22 protein-coding genes and 2 pseudogenes are annotated in these 26853 nt (G+C 68.9%); 15 read left to right on the top strand and 9 right to left on the bottom strand.

Features of this window, described 5'->3' with window-relative positions; translation table 11 throughout:
• Positions 1–45 precede the first annotated feature (45 nt).
• Entirely contained in the window at positions 46–852 is an 807-nt protein-coding gene (locus HEP85_RS39105) for a hypothetical protein (RefSeq protein ID WP_168532085.1), read from the top strand.
• Positions 853–1807: 955 nt separating this feature from the next.
• Here HEP85_RS39105 and HEP85_RS39110 read toward each other — a convergent pair.
• Positions 1808–2005, bottom strand: coding sequence for a general stress protein (locus HEP85_RS39110; protein WP_168532035.1), 198 nt, complete (start codon positions 2003–2005; stop codon positions 1808–1810).
• A gap of 779 nt (positions 2006–2784) precedes the next feature.
• Here HEP85_RS39110 and HEP85_RS39115 point away from each other — a divergent pair.
• Both HEP85_RS39115 and HEP85_RS39120 read left to right on the top strand, forming a co-directional pair.
• A complete protein-coding gene (locus HEP85_RS39115; protein ID WP_369658034.1) occupies positions 2785–4200 on the top strand; it encodes a replication-relaxation family protein in 1416 nt (471 codons plus the stop codon).
• A gap of 235 nt (positions 4201–4435) precedes the next feature.
• A complete protein-coding gene (locus HEP85_RS39120) occupies positions 4436–5338 on the top strand; it encodes an aminoglycoside phosphotransferase family protein (protein WP_168532087.1) in 903 nt (300 codons plus the stop codon).
• 725 nt (positions 5339–6063) lie between these two features.
• Here HEP85_RS39120 and HEP85_RS39125 read toward each other — a convergent pair.
• The 4 genes from HEP85_RS39125 to HEP85_RS39140 form a co-directional block, all read right to left on the bottom strand.
• Complete coding sequence (locus HEP85_RS39125) at positions 6064–6900, bottom strand: inositol monophosphatase family protein (protein ID WP_168532088.1); 837 nt, start codon at positions 6898–6900, stop codon at positions 6064–6066.
• Positions 6901–7220: 320 nt separating this feature from the next.
• Positions 7221–7370 carry a helicase gene (locus HEP85_RS39130; protein WP_348772471.1) on the bottom strand — a complete coding sequence of 50 codons (150 nt, stop codon included), beginning with the start codon at positions 7368–7370 and terminating at the stop codon, positions 7221–7223.
• The gene (locus tag HEP85_RS39135; RefSeq protein WP_369658035.1) at positions 7367–7579 is read right to left on the bottom strand and encodes a hypothetical protein; all 213 of its coding nucleotides are present in this window, start codon (positions 7577–7579) and stop codon (positions 7367–7369) included. The genes HEP85_RS39130 and HEP85_RS39135 overlap by 4 nt, the downstream gene beginning before the upstream one ends.
• A 1089-nt stretch (positions 7580–8668) precedes the next feature.
• Positions 8669–9244, bottom strand: a complete 576-nt coding sequence (locus tag HEP85_RS39140; RefSeq protein ID WP_168532089.1) for a TetR/AcrR family transcriptional regulator — start codon at positions 9242–9244, stop codon at positions 8669–8671.
• Between the two features lie 212 nt (positions 9245–9456).
• Here HEP85_RS39140 and HEP85_RS39145 point away from each other — a divergent pair, with 212 nt between their 5' ends.
• The 9 genes from HEP85_RS39145 to HEP85_RS39185 all read left to right on the top strand — a co-directional run bounded on the left by HEP85_RS39145 (position 9457) and on the right by HEP85_RS39185 (position 16655).
• Positions 9457–10275 carry an SDR family NAD(P)-dependent oxidoreductase gene (locus HEP85_RS39145; RefSeq protein ID WP_248002302.1) on the top strand — a complete coding sequence of 273 codons (819 nt, stop codon included), beginning with the start codon at positions 9457–9459 and terminating at the stop codon, positions 10273–10275.
• A gap of 170 nt (positions 10276–10445) precedes the next feature.
• Positions 10446–11183, top strand: a complete 738-nt coding sequence (locus HEP85_RS39150) for an SDR family oxidoreductase (protein WP_168532090.1) — start codon at positions 10446–10448, stop codon at positions 11181–11183.
• Between the two features lie 205 nt (positions 11184–11388).
• Positions 11389–11670, top strand: coding sequence for a hypothetical protein (locus tag HEP85_RS39155; protein ID WP_211118148.1), 282 nt, complete (start codon positions 11389–11391; stop codon positions 11668–11670).
• 121 nt (positions 11671–11791) lie between these two features.
• Positions 11792–12325 (top strand): hypothetical protein, encoded by a 534-nt coding sequence (locus tag HEP85_RS39160; protein ID WP_168532091.1) that lies wholly within the window; start codon positions 11792–11794, stop codon positions 12323–12325.
• Between the two features lie 44 nt (positions 12326–12369).
• Positions 12370–13383, top strand: coding sequence for a hypothetical protein (locus HEP85_RS39165; protein ID WP_168532092.1), 1014 nt, complete (start codon positions 12370–12372; stop codon positions 13381–13383).
• Between the two features lie 19 nt (positions 13384–13402).
• Entirely contained in the window at positions 13403–14737 is a 1335-nt protein-coding gene (locus HEP85_RS39170; protein WP_211118149.1) for a Dyp-type peroxidase, read from the top strand.
• Positions 14738–14795: 58 nt separating this feature from the next.
• Positions 14796–15680 carry a bile acid:sodium symporter gene (locus HEP85_RS39175; protein ID WP_168532093.1) on the top strand — a complete coding sequence of 295 codons (885 nt, stop codon included), beginning with the start codon at positions 14796–14798 and terminating at the stop codon, positions 15678–15680.
• 158 nt (positions 15681–15838) lie between these two features.
• The gene (locus HEP85_RS39180) at positions 15839–16051 is read left to right on the top strand and encodes a hypothetical protein (RefSeq protein WP_168532094.1); all 213 of its coding nucleotides are present in this window, start codon (positions 15839–15841) and stop codon (positions 16049–16051) included.
• 118 nt (positions 16052–16169) lie between these two features.
• On the top strand, positions 16170–16655 hold the full coding sequence (locus HEP85_RS39185) for a hypothetical protein (protein WP_168532095.1): 486 nt from the start codon (positions 16170–16172) through the stop codon (positions 16653–16655).
• 304 nt (positions 16656–16959) lie between these two features.
• Here HEP85_RS39185 and HEP85_RS39190 read toward each other — a convergent pair whose 3' ends face one another.
• Positions 16960–18630 carry a hypothetical protein gene (locus HEP85_RS39190; protein ID WP_168532096.1) on the bottom strand — a complete coding sequence of 557 codons (1671 nt, stop codon included), beginning with the start codon at positions 18628–18630 and terminating at the stop codon, positions 16960–16962.
• Positions 18631–19011: 381 nt separating this feature from the next.
• Between HEP85_RS39190 and HEP85_RS39195 the strand changes: the two genes are divergently transcribed.
• Positions 19012–19515, top strand: a complete 504-nt coding sequence (locus tag HEP85_RS39195) for an ATP-binding protein (RefSeq protein WP_211118150.1) — start codon at positions 19012–19014, stop codon at positions 19513–19515.
• Here the strand turns inward: HEP85_RS39195 and HEP85_RS39200 are convergent.
• Positions 19496–20029: pseudogene (locus HEP85_RS39200) on the bottom strand (transposase); the annotation flags it as partial. The gene HEP85_RS39195 and the pseudogene HEP85_RS39200 sit on opposite strands and share 20 nt — an antisense overlap.
• 12 nt (positions 20030–20041) lie before the next feature.
• Here HEP85_RS39200 and HEP85_RS39205 point away from each other — a divergent pair.
• Both HEP85_RS39205 and HEP85_RS39210 read left to right on the top strand, forming a co-directional pair.
• Positions 20042–20668: pseudogene (locus HEP85_RS39205) on the top strand (ABC transporter ATP-binding protein); the annotation flags it as partial.
• Positions 20669–20845: 177 nt separating this feature from the next.
• Positions 20846–21232, top strand: coding sequence for an STAS domain-containing protein (locus tag HEP85_RS39210; RefSeq protein WP_168532097.1), 387 nt, complete (start codon positions 20846–20848; stop codon positions 21230–21232).
• Positions 21233–21253: 21 nt separating this feature from the next.
• Here the strand turns inward: HEP85_RS39210 and HEP85_RS39215 are convergent, their stop codons facing one another.
• Positions 21254–22405 carry a PP2C family protein-serine/threonine phosphatase gene (locus HEP85_RS39215; protein WP_369658036.1) on the bottom strand — a complete coding sequence of 384 codons (1152 nt, stop codon included), beginning with the start codon at positions 22403–22405 and terminating at the stop codon, positions 21254–21256.
• A gap of 245 nt (positions 22406–22650) precedes the next feature.
• Entirely contained in the window at positions 22651–26736 is a 4086-nt protein-coding gene (locus HEP85_RS39220; RefSeq protein WP_168532098.1) for a discoidin domain-containing protein, read from the bottom strand.
• Positions 26737–26853 lie beyond the last annotated feature (117 nt).

The following is a 26853-nucleotide window of genomic DNA, read 5'->3' on the forward strand; positions in this document are numbered from 1 at the left end:
ACGACTCCAGTGCGAAGCCACGATTCAGATGCGCGTGGGCTGTTCGTGTGCAGAGGTGAGCGCCGCGAGGGCGGCCGGTTCGACCTGGGCCGGGCATTGGAGCTGTGGCAGTCCCGGTATGCGCCCGTCCTGTATGTCGTGGACGCCTCCGGCCTGCCGATGACTCCGGAGGCTGAGGTCCTTGCCGGACGGGACGCCTCCGATGTGCCGATGCTGCTGCTGGCCCGGGTGATCGCCCCGGTGGTCATCATCGGGACCGACGCGGACCTGGTCGACAGCGGGCTCGCGGCCGGCGACTGGGTCGCCCTGCGCTCGGCTCTGGGAGACGTGGGGGTGACGGAGGGCCGGATGGCCGACCTGGAGAAGCAAGCCGGTGTCCTGGTGAACCTGACCGGCAGCCTGATCGAGGCGGCGGTGCAGTTCAGCAATCCGAAGCGGCTGGCGGTCGCGACGCTGGTGGCCGCAGTGGCGGCCGGGGCCCTGTACTGGCGGCGCCAGAGGCGCCCGCGTGTCCCCTCGCAGCGGCAGCCGGTGCTGCCTGTGATGCTGGAACACGCCTCGACACAGATGGCCGCGCTTACCACGCGGCACACGCGGGGTGAGGACCTGTGGCGGCAGGCGGAGCTGGGAACGCCCGGCGACACCCTGCTGCACCGGATCGCCCGGACGTTGGTCAAATCCCGGACGCCCCTGACCCGTACGGCGATTGTGGAGCGCCTGGGAGAGACCGTCCCCGGTGCGGGGCACACCACGCGGATGGCGGCCGTCCGGGACGTGCTGACCGCCCACGCGATGTTCGTGGACGTCACGGGCCGGGGGCACTGGCAGGTCGGCCGCCTCGGCGGCCCGTAACTGGTGAGCGCTGAGCCCTGCAACCCGCACCGGTGCAGCCAGGCCGGCCGCTGCACGGTTGCACACTGGGGAGCTGCGCAGTCGGGGACGTGCCTGCGCATTGCACTCGGCGGCCCGGTGCGCAGTGTCCCGCAGCTGCACAACGGGAGAGCCGTTCGTGCGCGTGGTGTGGGCTCTGGTGTGGCCTCCCCACAGCCCACGCCGGTGCGGTCATCCCGCCTGCGCCCGGTCATCGCGCAGTCTCGCCGGCCGGGCTGCGCATGTGGTGCGCATCGGCTGCGCAACGCGGTGACCTGCCGTGGTCGGGCCTGTGGTCGGGGTCCTGGTCGGGCTCCGGTGGCGCCCGACCGGTGCGCAGGGCTCGATGCGCAATGGGGCGGTCTGGGAACCGTGTTGCGCAGTGGGCAGTCCGCTGTGGTCGGTCCTTTGCGCACCGGCTGCGCAGCGCCTCAATCGGACGTGTCGTCCGGATTGTATTCCGGTCGGCAGAAGCTGCAGGTCTTGATGTACTCGGTGTCGCGGACAGCGACGTGGAACTGGGCTACGGAGATTGGCGACGTCTTCCGGCTGGCCCTGGTGCAGCTGTCGACGTGCGCGGATTGGTGCGCAGCGGGCCCGCGCAACACTCTCCGGGACTGCGCAGGGTCCCGCCGCCGCGGCCGGCGCCGAACGCGGCGGAAGGCCTCGCCTGTTCATGGTGTGGGCGCTGGTGTGGCCTCACCACAGCCCACACCGGCGTGGTCGCCCCGACCATGGCTGGGCTACTGCGCGATCACACCAGCTGACTACGCGGGGTCTGCGCAATGGGTGTGCCCCGGCTGCGCACCGCTGTGACCTGGGGTGGTCGGGTGCGCAGCCGGGGCGGAGGACATGACAGCCCGAGGGGTGCGGACGGCAGTCCTGGCTCCCTTTTCCGCGTGGCTGCGGTGGAGAGGCTTGTGACGCTGTGCGGTCGTCAGCGCTGGGGGCGCTTCGCCTGGCTTGCGCTACCGCCCTTGTGACCGGCTGCGCGGGCCTCTTCACTGCTGAAGTGCTGGGCTGCGCCCTTCTCCTGGGCCGTGTCGCCCCTGCGCGCGGCGGCAGCGCGCCGCTCTTCGGGGGTCATGTCCGCAAGGTTCTTCTTGTCCGCGCGGTCGCTCTGGTTCTCGGCCATGGTGACGTCTCCTGTGGGAAGAGAAACTGGGGGTGACATGAGAGTCACACACCGTGGACAGGCCCGCACCTTGGATCATTACCGTGGGTAGCGGCTCTGGGGGATGCCGCATCGGCGCTCTCCCACGCTCACGGGGCTGATTGCGCAGAGCCTGCACAATCAGCCCGAGGGCTGCGCCTCGGCGCGAGGCTGCGCAACGCGCTGACCTGCTGTGGCCGGGTCTGTGGTCGGGGCGATGGCCAGGTGCGGCGGTGCCGGCAGTTGCGCACCCCGCGCCGTCCTTGAGACGTGTTGCCGCTGCGGTGTTGTCCGGGTGTGGGCGCGGGGTCTGTACTGGTACCTGGTGGCCCTCGGGGAGCATGGGCGTGCCGGTGATCATCGGGGCGCCCGGTGCTCGCTGCGCAGCGGTGGTGCGCACTTCCGACCTGGTCGCGGCCGTGGTGGTGTGGCCTGGTAGGGAGTCGACCGTTCCCCCTACCGTCTTCCCTACCGTTCCCCCTGCCAACTCCCCTACCGGCACGTGGAGTTGTCTCGCCGGTGTTCGTGCAGGTCAGGCCCCTTGACCAGGCCCGACCGCCGGTCTCGACAACCCTCTCTTCTCTCCTCCTGCCCCCTGCCTTGTGTGTGATGTCAGCGGCAGGTGGCAGGGTGGTGCGGCGTCGAGTCGAGAGGGTCCGGTGGGTTCGCGTGGGGTGCGCGGCCCGGCGCGGCCGGTCCGCGGCCCCGGGCGCCTGTCGGCGCCAGGGGCGGTGAGACTGGGCTGGGGGAGGGGTGTGGGTGTGGGTGGTTCGTTGACGTATCCGTACGGGTCGACCAGCTTGGTGCGCGGGCACGTGCTCGCCGCGCTCGGTGTGCTGAAGGTCGCGAGCGCGGATCAGATCCGCAGGCTGACCTGTCCGGGACACAAGGACAGCAAGGGTGTACGCAACGCCTGCCTGGATCTCGCCAAGCACGGACTGACGCAGTCAGACGGCTTCGCCCGGGATGGGCAGAAGCTGTGGGGCCTGACCGCACTCGGCCTGACCGCCGCAGCGGAAGCCCTCGGGCGCCCTGCTGCGGACATGGGCGGCAACGCGCGCGGTGCGGCCCGCTCGGGTGCCCCGCACGCGATGGCCGTCAACGAGACGGTCATCGCCCTCACCGGCACCCAGCCTGTTGCCACCCGCCCGATCGCCCGCACCACCTCAACACCCGCCCCCGGGACGCTCATCGAGGCCGCCATGCCGGCCGTGCGGGCTGGCTCGCCGGTTCCGGCGGGGTCCGGGTCGGTGGGGTCGTGGGCGACGGAGGTGGTGCACAACATGCCGGGCACGAGCCGTACGCGTCCTTCGGTGCGTGCGGACGCGGTCCTGCGGGCTCCGGAGGCCGGCCTGCCGGTGCTGCTGGTGGAGGTCGACCGGTGCACGGAAGCGGATGAATTCCTGGCGGCCAAGTTCGCCCGCTACCACCAGTACTTCCGTGTGAAGGTCAAGGATCCCATGATCCCCGCGGCCCACGCGGTCCATGCGAGTCTGAGCGTCCCGTTGTGGCAGAGCCTTTACCCGCCGACGGGCCGGGGCGGGTATCCGCCGATTGCCGTGGTGTTCGACCCCGGCACCCGGCTGGGAGAGCAGGCGCTGAAGAACCGTATGAACCGGGTGCTGGATCTGACCCGCGAACACTGGTCGGGCAAGTACCAGAAACTCAGCGGCTTCGGTGGCGAACCGGACGGCTACGTCGACTTCAGCGACGCCATCCCGGTTCTCTTCACCACCCTGGACCGCATCCAGGAATCCGGCCCGCTCACACCGGTGTGGTGGCGCTGCGGACACCGCCGGTGGGAAACCCTTTTTGACGCCTTGGACAACCCCCAGGACCGCAAAGCCTGGCGCCGGCGCGAGGACGAACGCAGCGCAGCCCGGGAAGGACAGGAAGCCCGCCAGCGGAAAGAAGGAACGGCCCCCGCCGGGAACTGGTCCCCGCGGCACCTTCCCGCGCAGCCCGAACCCGCACTCCCGCCCGCCCCACCCTGCGAGACCTGCGGCGGGCCGCTCAAGGGACTTGGCGGCGAAGGCCCCTCCGCCCCGCCGCCGGACGGACGCACCTGCGAGGCCTGCCGCATCACCGAAGCCTCGCGGCCGCCCACCGGACTGTTCAAAGCCCTCTTCGGCCGCCAGGACAAGAAGCCCCCACCAGAGCCCTCAGCCGGACTGTGACAGTGTCCCCGACCGTCGTGCCCCGCACTGTTCAACGGCGGCGACGCCGACCATGGCGCGTACCTCCCGGTTGGCCGGGGCAGCGCCAGGCCGCTTCAGACAGCGATGGCTCTGTTTGAGTGCCTGTTCCGAACATGCCAGGCGCGCCTTTGCCGATATTTCTCGGAGAAGGCCCAGTGGCTAGATCTTCTGGAGAGCGAGAGCTGCTGTGCCTGTCCCAGTACCGTGGCTTCGCATGACCGACGCCGAGATCGAGATCACCGCAGACCTGGTCCATGACCTGCTGCAGGAGCAGCATCCGGACCTTGCCGGGTTGGCCATCCGTGAGGTAGCGGGCGGTTGGGACAACCAAATGTGGCGGCTTGGGGACGAGTTGGCTGTGCGTATGCCGCGTACTGAAGGTGCCCCGGGTCTCCAGCGCAAGGAGCGCCGATGGCTGCCCGCCCTGGCCCCGCGCCTGCCGCTCCCGGTACCGACCCCTGTGCGGACCGGTGAACCTTCCGCGCGGTTCGCGAAGCCCTGGACGATCATGACGTGGGTTCCGGGTGAGCCACTGGACTACTCCTCGATCAGCCGCGGCGACCACGCGGCCGACACCCTGGCGGGCTTCCTCAGGGCGCTCCACGTGGAGGCGCCCGTTGACGCGCCGGTCAGTGAGGACCGCGGGGGCCACCCCAAGGAGTGCACGGACGGTTTCGACCACTTCTTCCAGGCCGTCGTCCCCGACGACCTCGCCGGCGATGTGCGAGCCGTCTGGGACGACGCCGTCGCGGCGCCCGACTGGGAGGGGCCGCCGCTCTGGGTGCATGGCGACCTGCATCCGGCCAACGTCGTCGTCTCGGACGGGACGCTCTCGGGTGTGATCGATTTCGGTGCCATGTTCGCCGGTGATCCGGCGTGGGACCTCGCGGCCGCGTGGGTGGTGCTTCCCGCGGGCGCCGCCTCACCGTTCTTCGACGTGTACGCGCACGCGGACAAGGCGACGATCCGCCGCGCCCGCGGGCTGGCTGCTCTGAAGAGCCTGTTCCTCATGCTGATGGGCCAGAACGGAGATCGGGGCCTTCCTGGCGGCAAGCCGACATGGGGACCCGCTGGCCGCGCGGCGCTCGATCGTGTTCTGAGAGGCGATTTGGTGTAGACACGGAGCGTCGCTCACGTGTTTTCCCCGTGGAGACAAATGGACCTCATTGCCCTCCGCAGACCTGTCGGGTGAAGCGAGGTTGTATGTGCATCGTGCTCTGGCCCGCGGACAGGACAGCCCACCGTGGAGCCAGTTGCTCGTCGGGCGCTCCGGCGTTGCCGGCCGGCCGCGGCGCGGCTCCCGGTCTGGCCGGGTGAGGACCCGTTGTTGCGCAAGCTGTTGCTCAGGCTGTTGACCTGGGTGTTGCAGAGGCTTCCGTCCGCGTGGAGGGAAACGGCTGATCAGGCCGTGTGTGCGGGCCTGGTGTGGGGTCAGACATCCCCCTCAGCACTCTCGCACCCGCCCTCCCTGGTAATGGCGGTCGGGGCGGGAACGAGAGCCCCTCGGGGGATTCGGGGCGCCTACACGGTGTTGCTGTGCGTCGGCCCGGGGCCTCCGCGCTTCGATCGGTCGGTACCGCCAGCCCCGACTGCTCCGCCTCGCGAGCGGGTGATCGGCCCACCGTCTCCTGCTCGCAGGTCCATCCGACACGAACGGCGAACCGTGTTCGACTGTCGCTTGCCGGACTGCGGGCGGGACGCTCGTTCTTGGCGAGCGCGGCCCGCCAGGAACGGGGCACGAACGTGCGGGGCCTATGTGCAGCGGCCGCCGGGTCGCGGCTCGTGTGTCGACGGCTTGCTGAGCTTTTGAAGAATGAACTTCAGGTCCGGCTCCCTGCCGCGCTACACGGCGTCGTCGAGGGCGTGCAGGTCGCGGCTGCGCGGCAGGCCTTCGACCAGGTCCAGCATCGCTTCGTGGAGTAGGCCGTTGGTGGCCAGCACCGTCATGTCGCCTTGCAGCACGGACGTGCCGTCCAGGTCGGTCACTCGGCCGCCGGCTTCCGACACGATGACCGGCAGGGGAGCCACGTCCTCGTACCCCATCGGAGGACCGGCGATCACTACGGCGTCCGCGCGGCCAGTGACGAGGTCAACGATGCAGCCCATGGATGCCATCAGGAAGACCTGGCGGTGGAGAGCGGTGAGGAGTTCCTCCGGCCAGCCGGCCGGATTGAGCGCCTGGGTCCTTGCCCCGCGCGTGCTGGTCCGCTCGGTGACGTGGGCGCGGTGGCCCGACTTCAGGTCCGGATTCTCCCTGATCAGCACCCAACACCCGAGACCTCGCCCGGCTACGACCATCTGTCGGCTCATGGGCATGTTGATCACCCCGACGGCGGGACCGTACTCGTCCTCGTAGGCGATGTCGTTCGAGAACAGTGGCCACCGGCGGGTGAATGACGTGGTGCCGTTGATAGGGTCGCGTCTCCCTGACACTCCGGCGGTCGATCCCTTCTCCTCGCCGTAGATGCCGTCCTCGGGCATGTGGCGGGCCAGCTCGTTCCTGACCGACTCCTCGACCGCGAGGTCGATCTCCGTGACCTCGCTGCCGTCTTCCTTGCGGTGGCTTCCCCACTCCCCGAAGAAGCCCTGCGCGGACATCTGCCCGGCACGCGTGGCCAATCCGACGGCGAAGTCGAGGACCTCTCGGTCAACGGGTGGAGCGTCGAATGTGTGATCCATCCGGTGAGCCTGCCACGACATCCGGGACCAAGATGCACTCTCCCTCAGGCGACCAGTTCACGACGGTGTTCGGAGCCGCGTAGGCAGGTGATGTTGCCGGCGCGGGTATGACGGCCAACGATGAATCCGCCGGCAGGTTCCCTGAAGCCAGGCCGTCACACAGATGCTCTCTTCGACGCGGCAGGGTCTCAGGGCGGTGCCACGATGCTGGCGGGTGCCCTGCCACGCACTGCATACCACCGGGGCGCCCTCATACCGTGCGCGGCCACCCCCTCGTCCAGGCTGCGCACGGCATCCCCGCCTACCATCCCCGGCGCCCCTCAGTCCCAGTTGAGTCCGAGTGCAGCGAGTGCGGCGAGCTTGTCCGCGGTGAGCGTGGCCCGCCTGCTCTTGCTGTTCGACAGGAACACCCCCAGCCGAACCTGAGTCCCGTCCGGCAACGTCTCTACATGCCGCCTGGGGACGGTCACGGAGCCCGTGTGGACCCCTTGTACTGCGCGAGGGCCGCTACGCCCGTCTCGAAGGCGCTCACGGCTGCCGTGGACGGCTTCACCTCCTCTACCGGTTCCGGGGCGAGCGCCATGATGCCGAGCTGTTCCAGGCGCTCATGCTGTCCGTCCGTCAGGGCTGCCCAGACTGCAGGTTTCCGTTGCCGGGCCAGCCGCTTCCCGACGTCCATGCCGCGCACGGTGACCCCGGACAGGACCTGCGTCTCCCCGGCCTGGCCTTGCTCGTCGGCGACGAGCTCGCGTAGTGCGGCGTAGTGACGCTGCCGGTCAGCGGGCCCAATCCAGGTTCCCGTCCGCGTCGACCTCTCGCAGCACCGTCAGGACCCGTAGGCCTGTGACGGTGCAGGTGTCACAGCGTGTTAGCTGCTGTGGCCATTGCTGCTGTTGTGGTAGCTGTGACGGCCGAAGGGGAGCCGTCGCACGCTGCGGTCGGGGTGTCTGCTCCCGGGTGCCGGGCGACATGCCGGCGCAGAGGGGGAACTTGACCATGCCCACGCCCGAGCCGGATACCGACGAGTCGTCAGCAGAGCCTTACGAGCAGTGGGTGTACGAAATCCTCTGCGGGGCACGGACAGGGGGCCGGTGATGGCGCCGACGATCGCTTCGGTGGTCTCACGGACCTTGTACTTCAACCAGCCCCGGACCGCGGGCCGGTAGGGATCGTCCAGCCGTGCGAAGACGACGCCCTCCACGCCAACCGTCGTCCAGGTGAGCCATTCGCGGACGGTGTCGGGGTTGGGGTCGACGGGGACAGCGCCCACGGGGCGGCCAGCTGCCGCGCGGTGAACATCGACACTCCAATGCCGCCCGGCGGCGCCGGTAGGGCCAGGGCGTCGTGTCCGTCCCGGACAAGCGCAGCAGATCGAACGCGGAAGCGCGCGGGTTTGCAGAATCCTGGACCGAAGGTGCCCGGAACCCTTACATAGACGCCTGCTCTGCGGAGGTCGGCGTACGGGTTCCGGGTCGGGCTGCCTGCCATCAGCCGACTCACCGGTAGGACCCCGGAGAACCCTCTGTGCGAGCGGTGCCGCGAGGAACTGGGCGGGGAGCAGGGGCGTGTACGGCCGTAGCGGCCGCGTCATTCGGACGAGCCGGAGGCCGAGACGCCGCGAGATCCCGCGCACGAAGATCCCGAACCCGTGATGTGGACGCAGCCCCGCGGCTCAGGCCCCGCACTCCTACCGCCATCGCCCACCGGCGGCTGTCGCCCGAGCCGGTTACCCGTCACTGGCAAAGCCGCCGCCCGCACGACACACCCCTCAGCGGGGGCGGGTGCTCAGTCCGTCGAGGGTGAGGTCGAGGAGGCGTTCGGCCTGTTCGCGCTGGTCGGGCTTGCCGGAGGTGAGGGCGATGCCGCTGAGGGCGGCGTACATGTCGGTCGCGCTGATGTCGGTGCGGATGGTGCGGGCCGTGACGGCGGCCTCCATGAGCGAGGTGAGCGCTTCGAGCATCATCTCGCGGCTGTGGGCGTAGGGGTTGACGCCGGATTCGACGACGGCGCGCAGGGCTTCGGCCATGCCGATTTTGGCGGTCGCGTAGTCGATGAAGCGGCCCATCCAGTCCCGCAGGGCGTCGCGGGGCTCCATCGCCGCTAGGAGGCCGGGGGCGGCGTCGCACAGCCGGGCCAGTTCTCCCCGGTAAGCAGCCTCGATCAGCAGTTCCCGAGTGGGGAAGTTGCGGTAGAGGGTGCCGCTGCCGACGCCGGCTTCCTTCGCGATGCGTTCGAAGTGGGCGTCGAGGCCCTCCTCGGCGAACACGCGGGCCGCTGCGGCGAGGATCTTGTCCCGGTTGCGCTGCGCGTCGGCCCGCAAGGGACGCCCTGCCTCTGTGGCCATTTCAAATCTCCTGCCGTCTCCGTTTGCTAAATGGCGACGCCTCCACTTACAGTTGCGGAAATGGCGGCGCCTCCACTTCCACTGTAGGGCATGCACCGCCACCACTCGCCCCCCGAGACGGGGCGGCATTCCACCGCAGTCTCCAGCCGCAGGTCCGGAATGCAGCACGTGACTACCACCTGCGTATGACTCGCGACGTTGCGTGCGCCCACATGTCCCTGTTCCCCGCCGTCCGGCGGGAAGCGAAGCAATGCCTCAGGAGATACGAAATGACTCGCTCGCTCGAAGGAAAGACCGCTGTCGTCACTGGTGGCGCGTCAGGCATCGGCCTGGCCATCGCCAAGGAGTTCGTGCTCAACGGCGCTGACGTCGTCATCACCGACCTCCAGCAGGAGCAGGTCGACGCAGCAGTCGCCGAGATCGGGCCGAAGAGCTCGGGCGTCGTTGCGAACGTCGCCAAGCTCGCCGACATGGAAGCGGTCTACGCACAGGTCATGGCCCGCCACGGCCGCCTGGACACGGTGGTGGCCAACGCCGGCATCGGCGCCCACGCTCCCCTTCAGAGGATTACCGAGGATGAGTTCGACCGGACCTTCAACGTCAACGTCAAGGGCGTCCTGTTCACCGTGCAGCCGGCCCTGCCGCTGCTCAAGCCCGGCGGCACGATCACCGTCATCGGCTCCACCGCCTCCATCCAGCCCCCGGCTGGCATGAGCCTGTACGGCGGCGCGAAGGCAGCCGTGCGCAACTGCGTGCGCGGCTGGATCCAGGACGTCAAGGGTTCCGGCATCCGCATCAACGTCCTGAGTCCCGGCGCGGTCGACACTGAATCCCTGCGCCGCGCCCTGGCGCTCGCCCAGGGTGCCGACGCCGTCCCCGCCGCGGTAGCGAAGATGGGCGAGGGCAACCCCACCGGCCGCATCGCCGCCCCCAGCGAGATGGGCACCGCCGCGGTGTTCCTTGCCAGCGACGCCGCCAGCTTCATCACCGGCGTCGAGCTCTTCGTCGACGGCGGCATGGCCCAGGTCTGACGGCCCCCGCCATCCCGAGCGGCGCCCCACCGGCATCCCCGGCCCGGCACACACACCGCCGCGCGCGGTGACGCATTCGAATCCGTCCCGTCGGCCGGCAGGCACATCGCTGCCTGCCTGCCGGCCGACGGGACGGGACCCAGCGACAGGATCCGAAAGGAAAAATCACCATGCAGGAGATCGAGAACAAGGTCATAGCCATCACCGGGGCAGGCGGCGGCATCGGAGCGGCCACCGCGCTACTGCTGGCCGAGCGCGGTGCGAAGGTCGTCCTCGGCGACCTCAACACAGACGCGCTCGGTGCCCTGGCGACCCGCATCACGGACGCCGGCGGCGACGTAGCCTTCGTCCGCACCGACGTGACCCGGCAGCAGGACCTGGCCGACCTCGTCACGCTGGCACGCGAGCGCTACGGCAAGCTCGACGTCCTGGTCAGCAACGCCGGAGTAGGTCCCATCTCCCCGCTGGACGACCTGCGGGTCACCGAATGGGAGCTGATGATCGACGTCAACCTCAAGGGCGTCCTGTACGGCATCGCGGCGGCGCTGCCGGTCTTCCGCGAGCAGGGCTTTGGACAGTTCGTGAACACCGCCTCCACCGCCGCCTACACCACCGTCCCCAACCAGGCGGTCTACTCCGGTACGAAATACGCGGTGCGCGCCATCTCCGAGGGACTGCGCAAGGAGGCGGGCGAGAACCTGCGCGTGACGATCGTCTCGCCAGGCTTCGTCCGCACGAGCTTCGTCGAAGCCGTCGACAACCCCGAGGTGCGAGCCCAGCTCATCGAAGCCAGGGACAAGTTCGCCGTGGAACCGGAGGCCATCGCCCGTGCCATCGCCTTCGCGATCGAGCAGCCGGACGACGTCGATGTCAACGAACTCATCGTCCGTCCCACCGCCCAGGCTTGACGGCAGCCGGACTGCTGCGCAGGCGCGGGAGTCCTCCCGGCCAGGCCACAATTCACCCCACGGAGGTCTGGCCGCGCGCGTAGCAGTGCGCCGGCCGGCCTCACCCTTCCCGTCGTCGGCGCCCACGCCCCTCAACCTCACGGGCCATATGCCGGCGTGAGTGGCAGCGCCCAATGCCCATTTCTCCTTCTCCGCCCTGAACAGGATGCGCGCTAGTCATGCCACTTTCCCCCTCTCTGACTCGAAGCAGCTCCGCGGCTGCCTCCACCGGGCCCCGGCCGGGCCGTCCGGGCGCGCCGGCATCGGCATCGGCATCATGATCGTGCTCGTCGCCCAGCTGATGCTGACGCTGGACACGACCATCGCCAACGTCGCGCTTCCGCAGATCGCGGGCGGCCTTGGCTTCGGCCACGCGTCCCTGTCATGGGTCCTCAACGCCTATACCCTCGCCTTCGGTGGCCTGCTTCTCACCGGTGGCCCCCGGTGAACCACGCGCCGACGGACCGCCCTGGCTCTCCTCCGCCTCGCTGCTCCCGAGGCGGGTGGATGTGGTCCGTGGGAATATGAGACGAATTGTTTCCGGCCAGTAGATGGCGGCAGGAGCGGACATGGAGATCAAGCCGCAGGCGGCGGTCATCCCCAAGGACACCGCCCAGTTCGAGCAGGGGAAGTACGGCCCCGTTTTTCCGAAGACACCGGCGTGCTACGGGTTCACCATCGTCGCCAAGGTCAAGCCCGGCCGCGCCGACGCGATGCGCGAGTACGGCTATGCCTTGGCCAAGGCTTTGGAGGGAGACCCCCACCTTCTCGCACCATTGAAGTTGCACTATCTGCGCTGGGTGCTTTTCGACGACGACACGCGCTTCATGTATCAGGGGATCTTCGACACCGACTTCGACAAGTACACCGAGGACGCCGTCGCGCTTTTCAGCAAGGCGGGGGTGAACACGGCCTTCGAGAACCTCGAAGGATTCCCCGAGGACTGGCGGACCAATCCCGATGCGTTCGTCCGGTTCGTGCGTGAACACCACTGTCCCAGCTTCATCGAATACGGGGAGTACCCGTACGTGACCGCTGATGAGATCAAGAAGGCTCTGCGGATCAAGAACGCCCTGTCGGAGATGCTCGACCAGCTGCAGTGAGAGCGGGCCGCCGTGTGCTCGTCCCACTGCGGATCGGAGACGAGATGAGCGAGGTCAGGACGGCACGCACCTACAACCAGAACCACATCCCGCGCGAACGCACCCCTGGCCGGCGACGGGTGAGCATCTACGTCGCGTGGAGCTATCCGGCCGAGGCGGGCAGGAATCCGGCTGAGCTGGACAACAGGTTCTCCACGCTGACGGAGGTCAGGCGGGTGGCGTGGCCTGCCTACGAGGACCCGAAGTGGTCCGACCCGATGCATTTCCAGCAGGGCATCGCCGGCTCGCTGGAATTGTTCTTCTGGGCCTGGGTGCCGTTCCAGGAGTTCGTCGAGGGGGTCACCGGGCACCCCGTCCCGGTGTATCAGCGCATCGACCAGGCCGGCTTTCGGACTCCGCTCGACGAGCGCGTACTGGCCGACACCGACACCCTGTTCGTGTTCGGGCTGGACCACATGGTCACCGGGCAGGAAGCCCAGCCCGAGGAGGTCGAGGCACTGCGGGCCTTCCTCGGCCGAGAGGACGCCTGTCTGGTCCTGGGGCCCCACCATGACGTCGGGGCATCGGACGATCTGGCCGCGCGGGACGTGGAGTACCACCATCACGGCGATCCCCTGGTCCCCCGCCAGCAGCGGTTCGCCACATACGTCCGGGGCTTGATGCACGGCCTCGGAGTGCCGGTCGAGAACCGTTACGGACTGCGCCCCGCGGTGCGGGAGAAGAACAAGATCGCCCCGCTGTCCACCATCGGGGACCTGGACGCCAAAGGGTGGCTGGAGGGGGTGACGAACTTCAACTTCCACATGCATCTGCCGCACTACGCCGTGACGACCGACGAGCCGGATGCCATCCATGTCCTGGCAAGGCAGCCGATCGACACCTCTAGGCCGCACCCGTTCACCGATGCCGGCAACACCGAGTTCAACATGTTTCTGTGGATGCCGCCGAGCGGTGAGCGGGCCGGCGATGTGCTGCTGGCGGACTCCACGATCTTCAGTTCGCTGTTCGGAGGCGACGAGAGTCTCAGGAACTTCTGGCGGAACCTCGTCTCGAAGTAGCGCCACATGGAGGTGGACCGTGAGCGAGCCCACGCAAGTCGCGTTGGAACTCGACGACGTCCAGCGCGGGGCTCTCAGCCCGCGGCCGACTCCCTACGCGGCGACATATCTTGTGTTCCGCGTCGATGACCGGGCCGACGGTCGGGAACTGATGCGACGCGCGAGCGCGGTGGTGACCCCTGCCGTCGACCCGGTCAGCCCCTTGGGGGACACGTGGGTCAGTGTCGCCGTCACCTGTTACGGCCTGGCGGCGCTGGGCGTGCCGCGCGGATCATTGGACACGTTCGCCTGGGAATTCCGGCAAGGGATGGCCGCCCGGGCCACAGCGCTCGGCGATGTCGGCGAGAGCAGCCCCGCGAACTGGGAAGCGCCGCTGGGCACGCCGGATGTCCATGTGGTGCTCGCGGCGGTCGCGCCCGACGTCCCGCGGTTGGAGGAGGCCGTCGATCGGGCCCGGCCCGCGTACGACCGCCTCGCCGGTGTGACCGCGATCTGGCGGCAGGACTGCTACGCACTGCCCACCGAGACCGAGCACTTCGGCTATCGCGACGGCGTCAGCCATCCGGCCGTCGAAGGAAGCGGCATCCCCGGGTCCAACCAGCTGGAGGTGCCGTTGAAGGCCGGGGAGTTCGTGCTCGGCTATCGGGACGAGATCGGCGGGATCCAGACCCCGCAGCCGGAGGTGCTCGGGCGCAACGGCAGCTACGCGGTCTTCCGCAAGCTCCACCAGGACGTCGCTGCGTTCCGGCGCTATCTGCGGGACAACGCCACCGACCCCGACGACGAGGAACTGCTCGCGGCCAAGATCATGGGACGCTGGCGCAGCGGAGCCCCCCTCGCTCTCAGTCCGCAGCACGACGACCCCGCTCTCGGTGCCGACCCGCACCGCCGCAACACCTTCCTGTACGAGCGCGACGATCCGGCGGGATTCATCACGCCCGGCGGCTGCCACATCCGCCGGGCCAACCCCCGCGACGCCTCGGTGGCGGGAGAGGTGCGTCTGCACCGCATGATCAGACGCGGCGCCGTCTACGGTCCGCCGTTGCCCGAAGGAGTTCTGGAGGACGACGGGACCGACCGCGGCCTGATGTTCGCGTTCATCGGAGCCCACCTCGGGCGGCAGTTCGAGTTCGTCCAGTCGCAATGGATGAACGACGGCGTCTTCTTCGGCTCGGGCGACGCCGAAGACCCCGTCACCGGATCCCACGACGGCGTCACCGGCTTCACGATCCCCAGACGGCCGGTGCGACGACGCCTTGCGGCCCTGCCGCGGTTCGTCGTCACCCGCGGCGGCGAGTACTGCTTTCTGCCGAGCCTGAGCGCCCTGCGCTGGCTCGGCGACCTCCGGGACTGACAGGGCGGCGACGCGCACGCCGGCACCGCGGCCGCTCCGCCGACCGAGGGGAATGCTCATGGACACCCTGCACATGCTGTTCAACGCCGTCACCGTGATCTTCATCGCGGCGACCATGTTCGCCGCCGGGCTCGGGGCCACCATCCCGGCGCTGCGCGGCATCTTCACCAACGTCCCGCTGCTGGTGCTCGCGCTGCTCACCAACATGGTCGTCATCCCGCTGCTGGGCTGGGGCATCGGTGCACTCTTCAGCCTCCCCTCGGCAGCGTTCATCGCACTCGTCCTGGTCGCCTCGTCCCCGGGTGGGCCCTTCGGGGCGAAGCTCGCCATGGTGCAGAGCGGCGACGTCGTCGCGGGCGCGGCCATGCAGGTGCTGCTCGCCACCGTCGGCAGCCTCACCTTCGCCCCGACCGTCAACGGCATCCTCACCGCCGCCGACCTCGGCAAGGACATCTCCCTCGATGTCGCGACGCTGGTGCGGACCGTGGCCCTCCTGCAACTCGTACCGTTCGTCATCGGCCTGCTGCTGCGCCGCTACGCCGCGACCACCGCACGGTCGTGGCACCCCGCGGCGGCCGCGGTGTCGAACGTGACCTTCCTGATCGTGCTGGCGGGCATGCTGCTCGGTAACTGGAGTGACGTGGTGGCACTCCTCGGCTCACTCGCCCTCCTCGCGGGCTTCGTGCTCGCAGCCGCCGCCTTCGCCGTCGGGACCCTGCTGGCGACAGGTCCGTCGGTGCGCCGCACCACCATGGGCGGCGTCGCCGCAGTACGCAACGCGGGGCCCGCCCTGGCCGCGATCGGCATCGCCTTCGGCGACCAGCCCGCCGTCCTGGGCGCGCTCGCCGCAATCCTGCTCAGCGGCCTGGCAGCAGCCCTCCCCATCGCCACCGTGCTCAGTGGCCGCCGAAGCCGCCCCGCAGCACCAGACGACACGCGCTGACCAGGCTGCACGCTGCCTGAGACGCAGAACGAGCGGCCGCGCAACCCCGCGAATCGAGCCGAACTACTGCATTTTGTTGCCACCTGACTATCTTCGAGGTGCCTCTCGCTGCCCGTGCCCGCTACATCTGAACCAGGTGTGTTCGGGGAGGGGTTCTCATGGTGCTGACGATCAACCTGGCGGTGCTCCTGGCTGTCATCATCGTTCTGCGGCTTCGGCGCCGCACTCAGGCGCGGAAACGATCCGATGAGCAGTTCACTGTGCTCATCGTGTTGGTGTTCGGCGTGCTGGTCGCCCCTACAGCCTTCGGGCAGGGGATCCTGAACGTGGTCGGACAGCTCGCCGACGGGATCACTCAGGCCGGCCACTGAGAACGAGTGAGCACAGGCGGCTCTGCGAGGTGAGGGTCGGCGCGGGGGGCGGTGGCCCTATGTGGTTCGTCAAGGAAATCGGGCTGCATCGGGGACAGGCGCCGGGGAGCATGGCGGGGTGTCTGATCTGCTGTGGGACGACGTTCAGTACTTCTTCGACCTTGATGAGGTGGGGGCGCTGCCGGACGTGCGTGTCCCTGATACCTCGGTGGAGGACTGGCAGGCGGTTCTCGACCTTATCGGCGCGAGTGGCTGGAAGCGCCAGTACTCCGAGAGCGAGGTCGTGATGCCGGTGCTCCGGGCGGAGGCAGTGTTGTCCCGTCCGGCTGACGCCGAGTGCCCGGACCTGCGGGTCTGGCTGACAGCCGATGTGCTGGTGATCTTTCGCTTCCAGGCGCTGGAGGAGATCGACTTCGATGTTGATCTGCGTGAGCTGCAGGGGCAGGAGCGACTCGATGTGTTCTGCGGCTTCCCGCGGGCGATCGGGCGACGGCTGGGCAAGCCGGTCCTGATGGATCCGGAGGGCGACTACGGGCATCCGGTCCTCGGGTTCGATGTTGAAGCCGATCGGGTCGTTCTCCTGGCTGAACCGCCGGTCAGCTGACTGCTGACGCTGGCTGTGGTTCGTAGAAGGTGCCGTCGCGGAGCATCGCGAAGAGCACATCGGCCCGGCGGCGGGCGAGGCAGAGCAGGGCCTGGGTGTGGCCCGTATTTGGCCAGGAGGCCGTTGAAGACGGTCACCCCGATCACGGATCGATCGGACGAAGCGAGAACGCGTCAAGAATCCTGAAGCTTCGTCACCAGCTCGAAGAGCACCCCAAAGAGATAGAACGCCCTGGCCACGGGGACAAGGACTCGGCAGGACTCAGGGAAACTCACGGGATGTCGCACGGACGGCAACAACGGCCTCAGCCGATCGCGTACGCCCGGTACACCGTCTCCACCGAGCGGTCCCCAACGGAGTCGGTCACCTCGGAGCGCAGGGCGACGACGCCAGAGGCCGGGTTGTGGACCGACGCTTGCCAGGTCGAGCCGGAGTGCTTGACGGCCGCCGCCTTCCAGGTCTTGCCGCCGTCGGCGGACGACCAGACCCGGACGGACTTGGCGGACACCGTGGTGAATTTCACGTCGGGGCCCTGGGAGCCGCGCCCGGCACTCACGCCGACCGTCGTGGTGCTGTTCGGTGCGGCCTGGTTGTGGCTGTTCAGCCCGGTGGGCAGGAAGCGGGTCAGGAAGACGGGCGCGACCACCGACTTGGCTGGGTCAGCCTTGAAATACCAGTCGAGGGTGGCACGCGACGACAGCATTCCGGTAGGGAATGTGATGCCGGGACGGTAGCGATGGGCGTCGACGGTCAGGTGGTACCAGCCGACCGAGCGGATGTCGGCGGAGAACTCGGCATCGGAAGAGCCCCAGTTGGTCAGGGTCTGCTTCTTGATGGTGGTGCCGCCCTTGGACAGGATCACCGTCTCCTTCGTCGGGTCGGCCCCGCTGACGCCGACGTCGGGGTCGCCGATCAGGGCGTCCGGAAAGAAGGTGACGGACTTGTGCCCGACCATCGGCAGATAGTGCATCGGACTCCAGGCGGCCCGGCCGAAGTACTGGGTGAAACTCTGCCCTGCCTTCAGCGTCCTGACCTTCGGAAAACCGCCGCCGACGTCGTCGCCGTTGCTCGCGAAGATGTCGTCGCGCGGCTGCCAAGTCCCCGGAGTCACATGGGCGACGGCGCTGTACGGTGCGCTGTCGTCGTGGACCCCGGCCATGAGGTCGGTCGTGCAGTCGTCGACCTTCGGCTGTGCCTGGAGCGCGATGCTGTTCTGACGGCCTATCTGCGTACCGCTGCGTACCGAGAAGCGCATCGTCGCCAGCTTCGACCGCGTGAACGACCCACCGGGCGCGGCCGGGATGCCCGTGGTGTTCTTCACGGTGACGTAGCTGTCGTTTCCCGACCACTGCGCCATGTACCCGAACTGCAGCAGTTTGGAGGAATTCGGGATGGCGTAGAGGGCTCCCTGTTCGTTCCAGCCGCCCGCGCTGAAAGCGGAGGGCATGTTGCCAACGGTGGCGGCGCAGACCTGCGCGCTGATCTGCGGCGGTCCGGTCACGTCGGCGGGCGTGTCGAGCGATACCTTGACGGCCTTGCCCTTGCGTGCGTCGAGCGTCACCGATGTGCTGCCGGACACCTGCACGACCTGCGCGCCGATGGTGTCGGTGCCCGAACCGTCCGTGGCGCTCTCATAGATGTCGGTCATCGCGATGTAGCGTCCCGACGGCAGGCTGATCCGCTTGCCGGACTTCACCCGGTACGTCTGCCCAGACGGCACGGCGACGACCGTGACCGTCGTCGAGACCTTACCGCCGTGCCGCCCCAGCGTGGTGACGGCCAGTGAGCCCGACGCCGCCTGCGCGGAAGCGGCGGACACGACCAGCGGTGCCAGTATGGCCACGCCAACGAATGCGAGCGATCTCCGTCGCACCATCATCAACTCCCCCTCCAGCCCCCAAAGTCGGCCCATCTTAGTCATGTCACGGACACAGTCGATCAAGGCGAGGACATACAGCTGATCAAGCTGCGGCAAAGAAAGATCCCAGAATGCGAGTCCCTGCTCGACAGCGGGGGAGTCTCCGAGGCCGGCTCGCGGCCACCCGCGACGAACAACGCGCCAACATCCGTGACGCGGCTGGACGGTGATGTCCCTTGCGGTGGTGCAACCGAGGATTCGACCCCGGCGACAGTCGCTGGCGGACGGGTTGCGATGGCGGTTGAATGCCCTGGTGAGTGCCTACTGGACACCCGCCCATCACGCGGTCGAGCACGACGATGCGGAGGCCCTGGCTCGGTTGCTAGTGCTCTGACCGCATAGGTTCGCCGGGTTGGTCAAGCGTGGTGGGGTCCGCTCCCAGCGGGTGCCCTTGGTCGCCACGGAGCAGGGCGTGTTTTCGGGGTCTAACCTGGCTCCGTGACGCAGCGATTGAGCACGGTGGTGCTGATGTGCGGACTTCCGGGAGCGGGCAAGACCACCTACGCGATGGAGCTGGTGCGACGCGGTTACGTTCGGCTCTCCATCGACGAGGTGGTCTGGCAGCGACTCGGGCAGCGCGACGCTGGCTTGGTGCTGGAGGCCGAGGCATTCGACCAGCTCAAGGAAGAGGTCCGTCGCGAGCAGCGGCAGGAGCTGGTCGAGCTGATGCTGGCCGGGCGCGATGTGGTGGTGGACTACAGCTTCTGGAGTCGCGCCGCCCGCGACAGCTACAAGGCGCTGATCGAAAGTCACGGCTGCCGCTGGGAACTGGTCCACCTCAAGGCCGACCGGACGACGCTGGAGCGTCGCCTCGAGGTCCGAAATGGCAAGGAAGGTGCTAACTCCGTCACCGTGGATGAGACGCTGTTCAACCGGTACCTGGCCAACTTCGAGGAACCGAGTGGAGAGGGCGAGCGGGTCTTCACGCAGTCCTCGACCTGAAGACCTGGAGCCGTTCGGCGGGGAGGGGACGCCCTCCCCGGTGGAGGCCCTTCTCGCTGCGGATCCGGGCGCGCTCGCGGCGTTGGGCTGCCAGCACGTCAGGATGCCGGGCGTTGCTGTTCCGCCAGCGAAGGTACGCGTGCAGCGCCCGGTTCTGCACGGTGTGGTTGTGGTGGTTGGAGTTGGTGATGGTGAACTGCCGCAGCGGTCCGAAGTGGGCTTCGATCGGGTTGGCCCATGACGCGTAGGTCGGGGTGAAGCACAGCTCGACCCGGCTCTTCTTCGCCCAGCGACGGATGGTGTCGCCCTTGTGGGCGGAGAGATTGTCCAGGACCACATAGATCGGGGCGCCGCCCGGACGGGCCGCGCGGATCGATCTCAACGCGGCCAGGGTGTTGGCGCCCTTCTTACGGCGGCTGACGCCCCAGAGCTTGTCGTCGCCGACGGAGCAGCAGCCGTGGAAGTAGCGGATCCCGTGAGCGCGGTGGTAGGTCGCGGGGCGCCGCTCGGGGTGGCTGGCAGGGGCCTGCTGCTGCGGATGACGGACGTCGACGCCGGCCGCATCCTGATCGGCGGGCAGGACATCAGCAGACTCCGCCAGGCCGACCTGCGCAGCACCATCGCCTATGTGCCGCAGGATCCGGCTATGTTCCACCGCACACTGCGGGACAACATCGCCTTCGCCCGGCCGGACGCCACCGACACCGAGATCCGGCGCGCGGCCGAGGCGGCACACGTCACCGAGTTCAGCGACGCGCTGCCGGACGGATTCGACACCGTCGTCGGCGAGCGCGGAGTCAAGCTGTCCGGCGGACAGCGCCAGCGGGTCGCCCTCGCCCGCGCCATCCTGCGTGACGCGCCGATCCTGCTGCTCGACGAGGCGACCAGCGCCCTGGACTCGGAGAGTGAACGCCTGATCCAAGAGGCGCTGTGGCGGCTGATGGACGGCAGGACGGCGCTTGTGGTGGCGCACCGGCTCAGTACGGTCGCCAAGATGGACAGGCTCGTCGTCATCGACCATGGACGGGTCGTCGAACAGGGCGCCCACCGGGAACTGCTCGCGACCGACGGCGCCTACGCGAGGCTGTGGCAGCACCAGTCCGGCGGATTCCTCGACGACAGCCCAGCCAGGAGCGCCGGCAGGTCTGGCTGACCGCCGGCCGAGGTGACCTCCCGTGCTCCGGCCGGGTGGGAGTCGGGGTGTGGCAGGCGTTCGGAGGTGCTCGTATGGTGAGAGCAGGACGACATCCGTCGCCCCGGGGACAGTCGTGGTCGTGCCACGCGTCGCGGGTCGCGTGAGCTGTCCCGATCTCCGGAGAGAGAGCCGGCGATGCGAACCAACATCATCCGGAATCAAGCCCTGTCCATCAGCCATCACCGCCTGAACGGCTGGACCGTCTTCGAGGTCGACGGCGAGTTCGACGCCCACACCGCGCCGCAGGTGCGCGAGGCGGCGATCGGTCTCCTCGACCATGGACACCGGCATTTCGTACTGGACCTGTGCTTCGTCCCGTTCCTGGACTCCACGGCACTCGGAGCCATGGTCGCCATCAGCAAACAGATCACGGCTCATCAGGGCTCTCTGCGCATCGCATGCCCTTCGTCGCGAATGCGCAAGGTCTTCGAGATCGGCGGCCTGCAGCAGATCTTCGACTTCTACGACTCACCCCAGGACGCCGCCGAACAGGCTCCGAGGACCGGGGCACCCGCCCCGTAGGCGGAGCACGCGCAACGGAACTCAGCCGACGAGGGAAGGATCCCGGTCCCGCTGGACAACGACCATCGCCATGTCGTCGTCCAGCCGGCCACCCGTGTGCTCCCGCACGTCGGTGGCAAGGCCGGCGACGAGCGCGCCCGGCGGCTGCTCCTGCCGGAGGGCGACACGTTCGGCGAGGGGGTAGAAGGCACCCTCGCGGTCCCGGGCCTCGGTGACGCCGTCCGTGTAGAGCAGCAACCGGTCGCCGCGGTCGAACGGGAAGGTCGCCGGGGCGTGGACGATGTCGTCGGACAACCTTCCGAGCCCGAGCGGCGGCGACGGCTCGGGCACCACGAGGGGGATCACCGTGGAGGTAGCGACGGAGAGCAGGAGGGGCGGCGGGTGACCACAGCTGATCACGCGCACGACCGGCTCGTCGTCCGGGATGTCGAGCACCGCGGCCGTCACGAATCGCTCGGCTACGTCGTCCTCCGGCTCCGCGAACTCCCCGAGACCCCAGCAGACGGTGTCCTCGATGTAGGCGACCAGCTCCGGCAACGGCAGCTGACGGTGCGCCGCGGCGCGGAAGGCGCCCAGCACGATCGCCGTGTCACTGATCGAGGCCAGCCCCTTGCCCCGAACGTCCCCGATCAGCAGCCGGGTGGAACCGGGAACCCGGGCCACCGCGTACAGGTCACCGCCGATGCACGTGTCCGCGTCGGCGCTTCGGTACGCGGAGGCGAGCGAGACCGGCCCGGCCCGGTCCGGCAGTGGTCGCAGGACGACGCGCTGTGTCGCGTCGGACACCCGGCGTACCCGCGCGAGCTCCCCTTCGCGCCGGTCCCGCAGGCGGGTGAAGAAGACGAGGAAGGCGACCGCGAGGACGAGCGAGTTGAGTTCGATGACGACACTCTCGGTGGTCAGGGTGTGCCGCTCGGCTCCGGCCTCGATCAGCGCCAGCACCGCCAGCAGCCCGACCAGCGACGTGACGCGCGGGCCGGCGTGGACGGCGGTGACGGCCACGGCCACGACCAGCAGATGGGCCAGATGGATGTTCGGCGGGAGGAACAGGTCGGCCACCGGGATGGCGACGATCAGCAGGAGCGCCCCGGCCGGCCACAAGGGTTCCGGCGTGGCCCGACGCCAGGTCCGCAGGGTCCCGGTCACCGACGTACCGATGCTGGTAGCGCTCACAGCGTTCTCCCGTGCTCAACGTTCTGCCTAGGGGAACGCGTGGCCCTTCGTGCGTCATTCCCCTGGGGTCTTCGACGCCCGTCGTCCGGTGCCCGTCGCCGGTGCTCGCCGCCGGGCCGAACGCGAGCCGCGGAGCCGCGGAGCCGCGGCAGAGGCCCTGACCCGACCCGGGTAGGACGGGGGGATCGGGCCCACGCCACACTCGTGCGCCCCGGCCGAGCTGCCGGGGCGCACGGGGTGACGGCTCAGCCGCGCAGCGTGGCGACCGGGCTGTTGTAGGCCTCCGCCGTCAGCACCGGGTGGCGGGACGAGCAGGCCTCCGCCGGCCAGGACAGCCGGACCGTCCGGGACTCGCCGGGCAGCAGCCACAGATAGTTGTCGCTGTACAGCGTCGGCAGTACACGACGGCCGTGCGCGTCCTCCAGCAGGGACAGCCGCACCATGGCGGCCACTGACGACCCCTGGTTGCGGATGACCGCCGTCAGCTCGTGACGGTCACCTGAGCGCGAGACCTGGGTGATCCCGCCGGTCAGCTTCACCTGCTTCACCTTGTTCAGCCCGCGCAGCGCGTCGGCCTCGCGATAACGCCAGTAGGTGTTCCGCGACAGCTCCCGGCCCTTGGCGTCCTCCAGGGTCAGCCGGAGCAGGTGCAGGTCCGGAAGTCCGTCCGTCCACGCGGCGGTGAACGCCTTCGCGGTGTTCGCCCGCTCGACGTCCACCCTGGCTGTCACCGACCTGCCCAGCTGCCTGCCGGACAGGTCGAACGTCCGGGCGGTCACCGTGGCCCCGCGCAGGTCTGCCGAGGTGTGGTTCACCGCGATCACCTGCCACTTGAGCGGATCGGCCTGCACATGCAGCGGTTCACAGGCCGAACGGGCGCCGTAGTAGGTGCCGTTGACGTCGAAGTCGTAGTCGTAGGTCTGCCAGACGGTGCTGTGCCAGGCCGGGTGGGACATCCACAGCATCAGACCGGACGCGTTGTCCCAGAGGTTGGCGTTCCACGCCTCGAACATGGCGCGCGTGTTCTCGTAGTTGACGAACTGCGCCTTGCGCGCGAAGTCGTCCAGGTCTCCCGCCTCGCCGAGGCGTTCCTCGATGGCCGCCCGGTAGTTCTGCGGAGCCTGGTTCCCGTGCTCGCTCCAGTCGTGGTAGTACCACGCCCCGCGGATCGGCCACTCCGGCTCGTCGCCCGTCATGCTGCGGGTGCTCGCCGCGGTGGACACGACCGGCATCCCGATCTCGGTGTGGAAACCGAAGTCGCGGCTGCCGTACGTGAGCGGATCGAAGTACTTCTCCGGCTCGACCCAGCCGTAGGGGCCGCCACCCGTGATGATGCCCCCCGCCGAGTTGTTCTGGTAGAGCAGGCCGGGCACCTGCCGTTCCACCGCCTCGCGCATCCCCTGGTCGATGGCGGCCGGCGGGTTGCCCTCGTTGGCACCGCACCACACGACCACACTCGGGTGGATGCGGTACCGCAGCACGGTGTCGCGGGCGAGGGAGTTGAACGCCTCGTGGTCCGGCGGGTCCATGCCCCACGCGTTGGGGAAGTCGTTCCACACCAGGATGCCGTGCCGGTCGCAGGCGGCGAAGAACTCCTCCCGGTCGCTGGAACCGACCCAGTTGCGGATCATGGTGAAGTTCATGTCCCGGTGCATCCGGACCGCCGCGTCCATCCGCTCCGCCGGCATCCGGCGCAACAGTTCGTCCCAGCCCCAGTTGCCTCCCCGGGCAAGCACACGCACCCCGTTGACACTGATCTTCAGCGGGTCCGGCGTGTTCGAGACGGACTTGACGTCAGTCCACTTCTGGCCGTCGTCGGACACCTGGATCACGTACGTCTTCGGGTACGCGGTCTCCCAGACGACGGCCACCCGGTCGAACGCGCGTGAGGAGCCGAGGTCCACCTGGATCCACTGGTTGTCCTCGTAGGCGGAGGACCAGCGGGTGCCCGCGTTCCCGTCGGTGGCGTGCGACGCGGGGTTGTCGCTCTCCTCGGTGGAGGCGGTGGCCTTCTGGCGCAGGGCGAGGTCGGTTCCGGGGTCGGAGCGGTCGACGACCCCGAAGGACCACAGCGAGTTGCCCCAACTGGTGTTTCGCAGACCACAGTTCAAGCGCACATAGCGTGCCGTCTGCCGGTCGAAGTCCTCCACCTGAAGGCTGGCGTTGCCGTTGTTGAACGGCAACGGCACCGCCCCGTTGTCCACCGACTTCACGTCGGCCCAGTCCGAGCCGTTCGCGGAGACCTGCACCACGAAGCTCTTGGCGTACGCCTGCTCCCAGGTGAGGTCCACCCGGTCGAACGACTGGACGGAGCCGAGATCCACCCGGATCCACTGGTCGTCCTCGTAGGCGGAGGACCAGCGGGTGCCCGCGTTCCCGTCGGTGGCGTTGCCCGCGCCGTTGCCGTCCTGGTCGTTGCTGGAGGACTCGGCCGGGGCGTGCAGCGCGAGGTCGGTGCCCGGCCGCGTGCTGTCCCCCACGGACAGGGTCCAGAGCGAACTGCCCCAGGAGGTGGCCCGGGTCAGGCATCTGATGCGCACGTGGCGTGCCTGCTGCCGGTCGAAGGTGACCGTCTGCGTGTAGGCGTCGCCGGACGCGGTGAACACCAGCGGGATCTCGTACTCGTAGCCGAACTGCCGGATGCCGAAACGGGTGGTGCGCCGGTCGCTCTCCTGGCCGTCGGCGGACGCGGTGAGCGTGAGGTCGTGCAGGTGCGCCTCGCCGAGGCCGTTGGGCCACCACAGCTTGGGGCTGCGCACCTTCAACTGCGCGTAGGCGTCGGAGGTGAAGACGACGTCGACGCTCTCGCCGGCCTTCACGGTGACGCTCTTCGACACCCGCACGCCCTCGAAGGCGGCGGTGACCGTCACCCGACGGTCGGCCGAGTCGGCGTTGCGGACCGGGACGACCACGGTCAGCTCGGCGACCGACACGTCCGGGAGCGAGGGCAGCGCGGTGTCCACGCGCGGATCGCCGAGGACCACATGACCGGTCGACCGCAGCCGGACGTGGTTCCAGATGCCGGCCGCCCGGTCCCGGACGGCAGGCATCCAGTCCCAGCCCGAAGACGCCAGATAGGTGGGCGAGTTGAGGTTCATCTGCTGCGCGCCCGCATCCACCCAGGACTCGCCCAGCGGACCCTTGTCGCCGGGGCTGCCGGGGACGGGTATCGGAGTGATGCGCACGGCGAGCGCGTTGTCGCCGCTCCCGGTGAGCTGCTTGGTGACGTCGAAGGCGGCGCGCGCGAACGGATACGTCAGGTCGCCGACCTGCTGGCCGTTGAGCCACACGTCGGCCTTGTGGTTGACGCCGTCGAACTCCAGCCACACGTGGCGCCCCGCACCGGTGCGCAGGCCCCGCGGCAGCGCGAAGTCCCGCTTGTACCACCAGGAGTGGCGCGAGAGCGCTTCCGGGACGTGCAGGTTGTTCAGACCCGACACCGGATCGGGGAGCTTGCCCTGTTCCACGAGCGAGCCGAGCACCGTACCGGGAACGGTCGCGGGCAGCCAGGTGCTGGTGTCGAAGGACGCCCGCGACAGACCGGCGCCGTCCGCATTCGCCCAGTCGTCCATGGTGAGCCGCCAGCCCGACTCCAGGGGCACGGTCCCGTCGTCGGCGACCGAGAGCTTCGGGACGGGGCCGTGCTGGGTCTCCCAGTCGGTCCAGCCGGTGGCATCCGGGCGGTGCCCCTTGGAGCGGCCGTACACCTCGAAGCCGTTGAGGCCGAGCGGCAGCGGACTGGAGCGCTTCTGCGAGGTCATCCGCACCCAGCGCGCCGTCACCGGGCGGGCGAGCTGGATGTTCACCGCACCCCCGGTGCCCGCCGTGGTGCGGTGCACGGTGGTCCACGACTTATTGTCCAGGGACGTCTCGACGACGAAGATCAGCGAATAGCTCGACTGGATCTCGTTGCCGGTGGTGCCGCTGTGGACGTTTCCGGAGGTCGGCGGAGTGTACACCGGGTCGGAGGCGTCGGCCTCGAAGGTCAGGATGACCTGGTCGACGTCGCAGGCGGCCTGGAGGTCGATGGATATCCACTGCGGGTCGCCGTCCTCGGCCCGCCAGCCGCTGCCGCGGACACCGGGGGAGGAGAGGCGGTCGACGACGAACGAGCCGGGAGTCGCGGCGTAGGCCGTCGAGGAGACCGTGACGGGGCGGTGGAGCGCCAGCTCGCCATGGGTCGAGGAGGTGGCTGGTGCGCCGGTGGGGGCGGCGGCAGCGGTCGACACGGGGAGCGCGGTACCGAGACCGAAACCGGCCAGCAGCGTGGTACCCGTGGTGACGATGGTCCGGCGCGACGGGTGGCGCGACGAGCCCGACTGATCAGTCATGTGTGTGACGTCCCATCAAATTGCGGCGCAAGCCGAACCTGCTCCGCGTGTCCCGTGCGGAGCAGGAATGACAACGTTGCCAAAGGCTGTGTCGCGAAGCCGCTCATGTCAACCCCC

This window comes from Streptomyces sp. RPA4-2, assembly GCF_012273515.2.
GTDB classification, from domain to species: Bacteria; Actinomycetota; Actinomycetes; order Streptomycetales; family Streptomycetaceae; genus Streptomyces; species Streptomyces kaempferi.

What these genes read in the sequence shown, in the direction of transcription:
- HEP85_RS39180 (WP_168532094.1), top strand. Translation starts at nt 15,839, where the DNA reads ATGGTGCTGACGATCAACCTGGCGGTGCTCCTGGCTGTCATCATCGTT.
- HEP85_RS39165 (WP_168532092.1), top strand. Translation starts at nt 12,370, where the DNA reads ATGAGCGAGGTCAGGACGGCACGCACCTACAACCAGAACCACATCCCG.
- HEP85_RS39110 (WP_168532035.1), bottom strand. Translation starts at nt 2,005, where the DNA reads ATGGCCGAGAACCAGAGCGACCGCGCGGACAAGAAGAACCTTGCGGAC.
- HEP85_RS39155 (WP_211118148.1), top strand. Translation starts at nt 11,389, where the DNA reads ATGCGCGCTAGTCATGCCACTTTCCCCCTCTCTGACTCGAAGCAGCTC.
- HEP85_RS39175 (WP_168532093.1), top strand. Translation starts at nt 14,796, where the DNA reads ATGGACACCCTGCACATGCTGTTCAACGCCGTCACCGTGATCTTCATC.
- HEP85_RS39210 (WP_168532097.1), top strand. Translation starts at nt 20,846, where the DNA reads ATGCGAACCAACATCATCCGGAATCAAGCCCTGTCCATCAGCCATCAC.
- HEP85_RS39150 (WP_168532090.1), top strand. Translation starts at nt 10,446, where the DNA reads ATGCAGGAGATCGAGAACAAGGTCATAGCCATCACCGGGGCAGGCGGC.
- HEP85_RS39140 (WP_168532089.1), bottom strand. Translation starts at nt 9,244, where the DNA reads ATGGCCACAGAGGCAGGGCGTCCCTTGCGGGCCGACGCGCAGCGCAAC.
- HEP85_RS39145 (WP_248002302.1), top strand. Translation starts at nt 9,457, where the DNA reads ATGTCCCTGTTCCCCGCCGTCCGGCGGGAAGCGAAGCAATGCCTCAGG.
- HEP85_RS39135 (WP_369658035.1), bottom strand. Translation starts at nt 7,579, where the DNA reads ATGGACGTCGGGAAGCGGCTGGCCCGGCAACGGAAACCTGCAGTCTGG.
- HEP85_RS39160 (WP_168532091.1), top strand. Translation starts at nt 11,792, where the DNA reads ATGGAGATCAAGCCGCAGGCGGCGGTCATCCCCAAGGACACCGCCCAG.
- HEP85_RS39125 (WP_168532088.1), bottom strand. Translation starts at nt 6,900, where the DNA reads ATGGATCACACATTCGACGCTCCACCCGTTGACCGAGAGGTCCTCGAC.
- HEP85_RS39120 (WP_168532087.1), top strand. Translation starts at nt 4,436, where the DNA reads ATGACCGACGCCGAGATCGAGATCACCGCAGACCTGGTCCATGACCTG.
- HEP85_RS39220 (WP_168532098.1), bottom strand. Translation starts at nt 26,736, where the DNA reads ATGACTGATCAGTCGGGCTCGTCGCGCCACCCGTCGCGCCGGACCATC.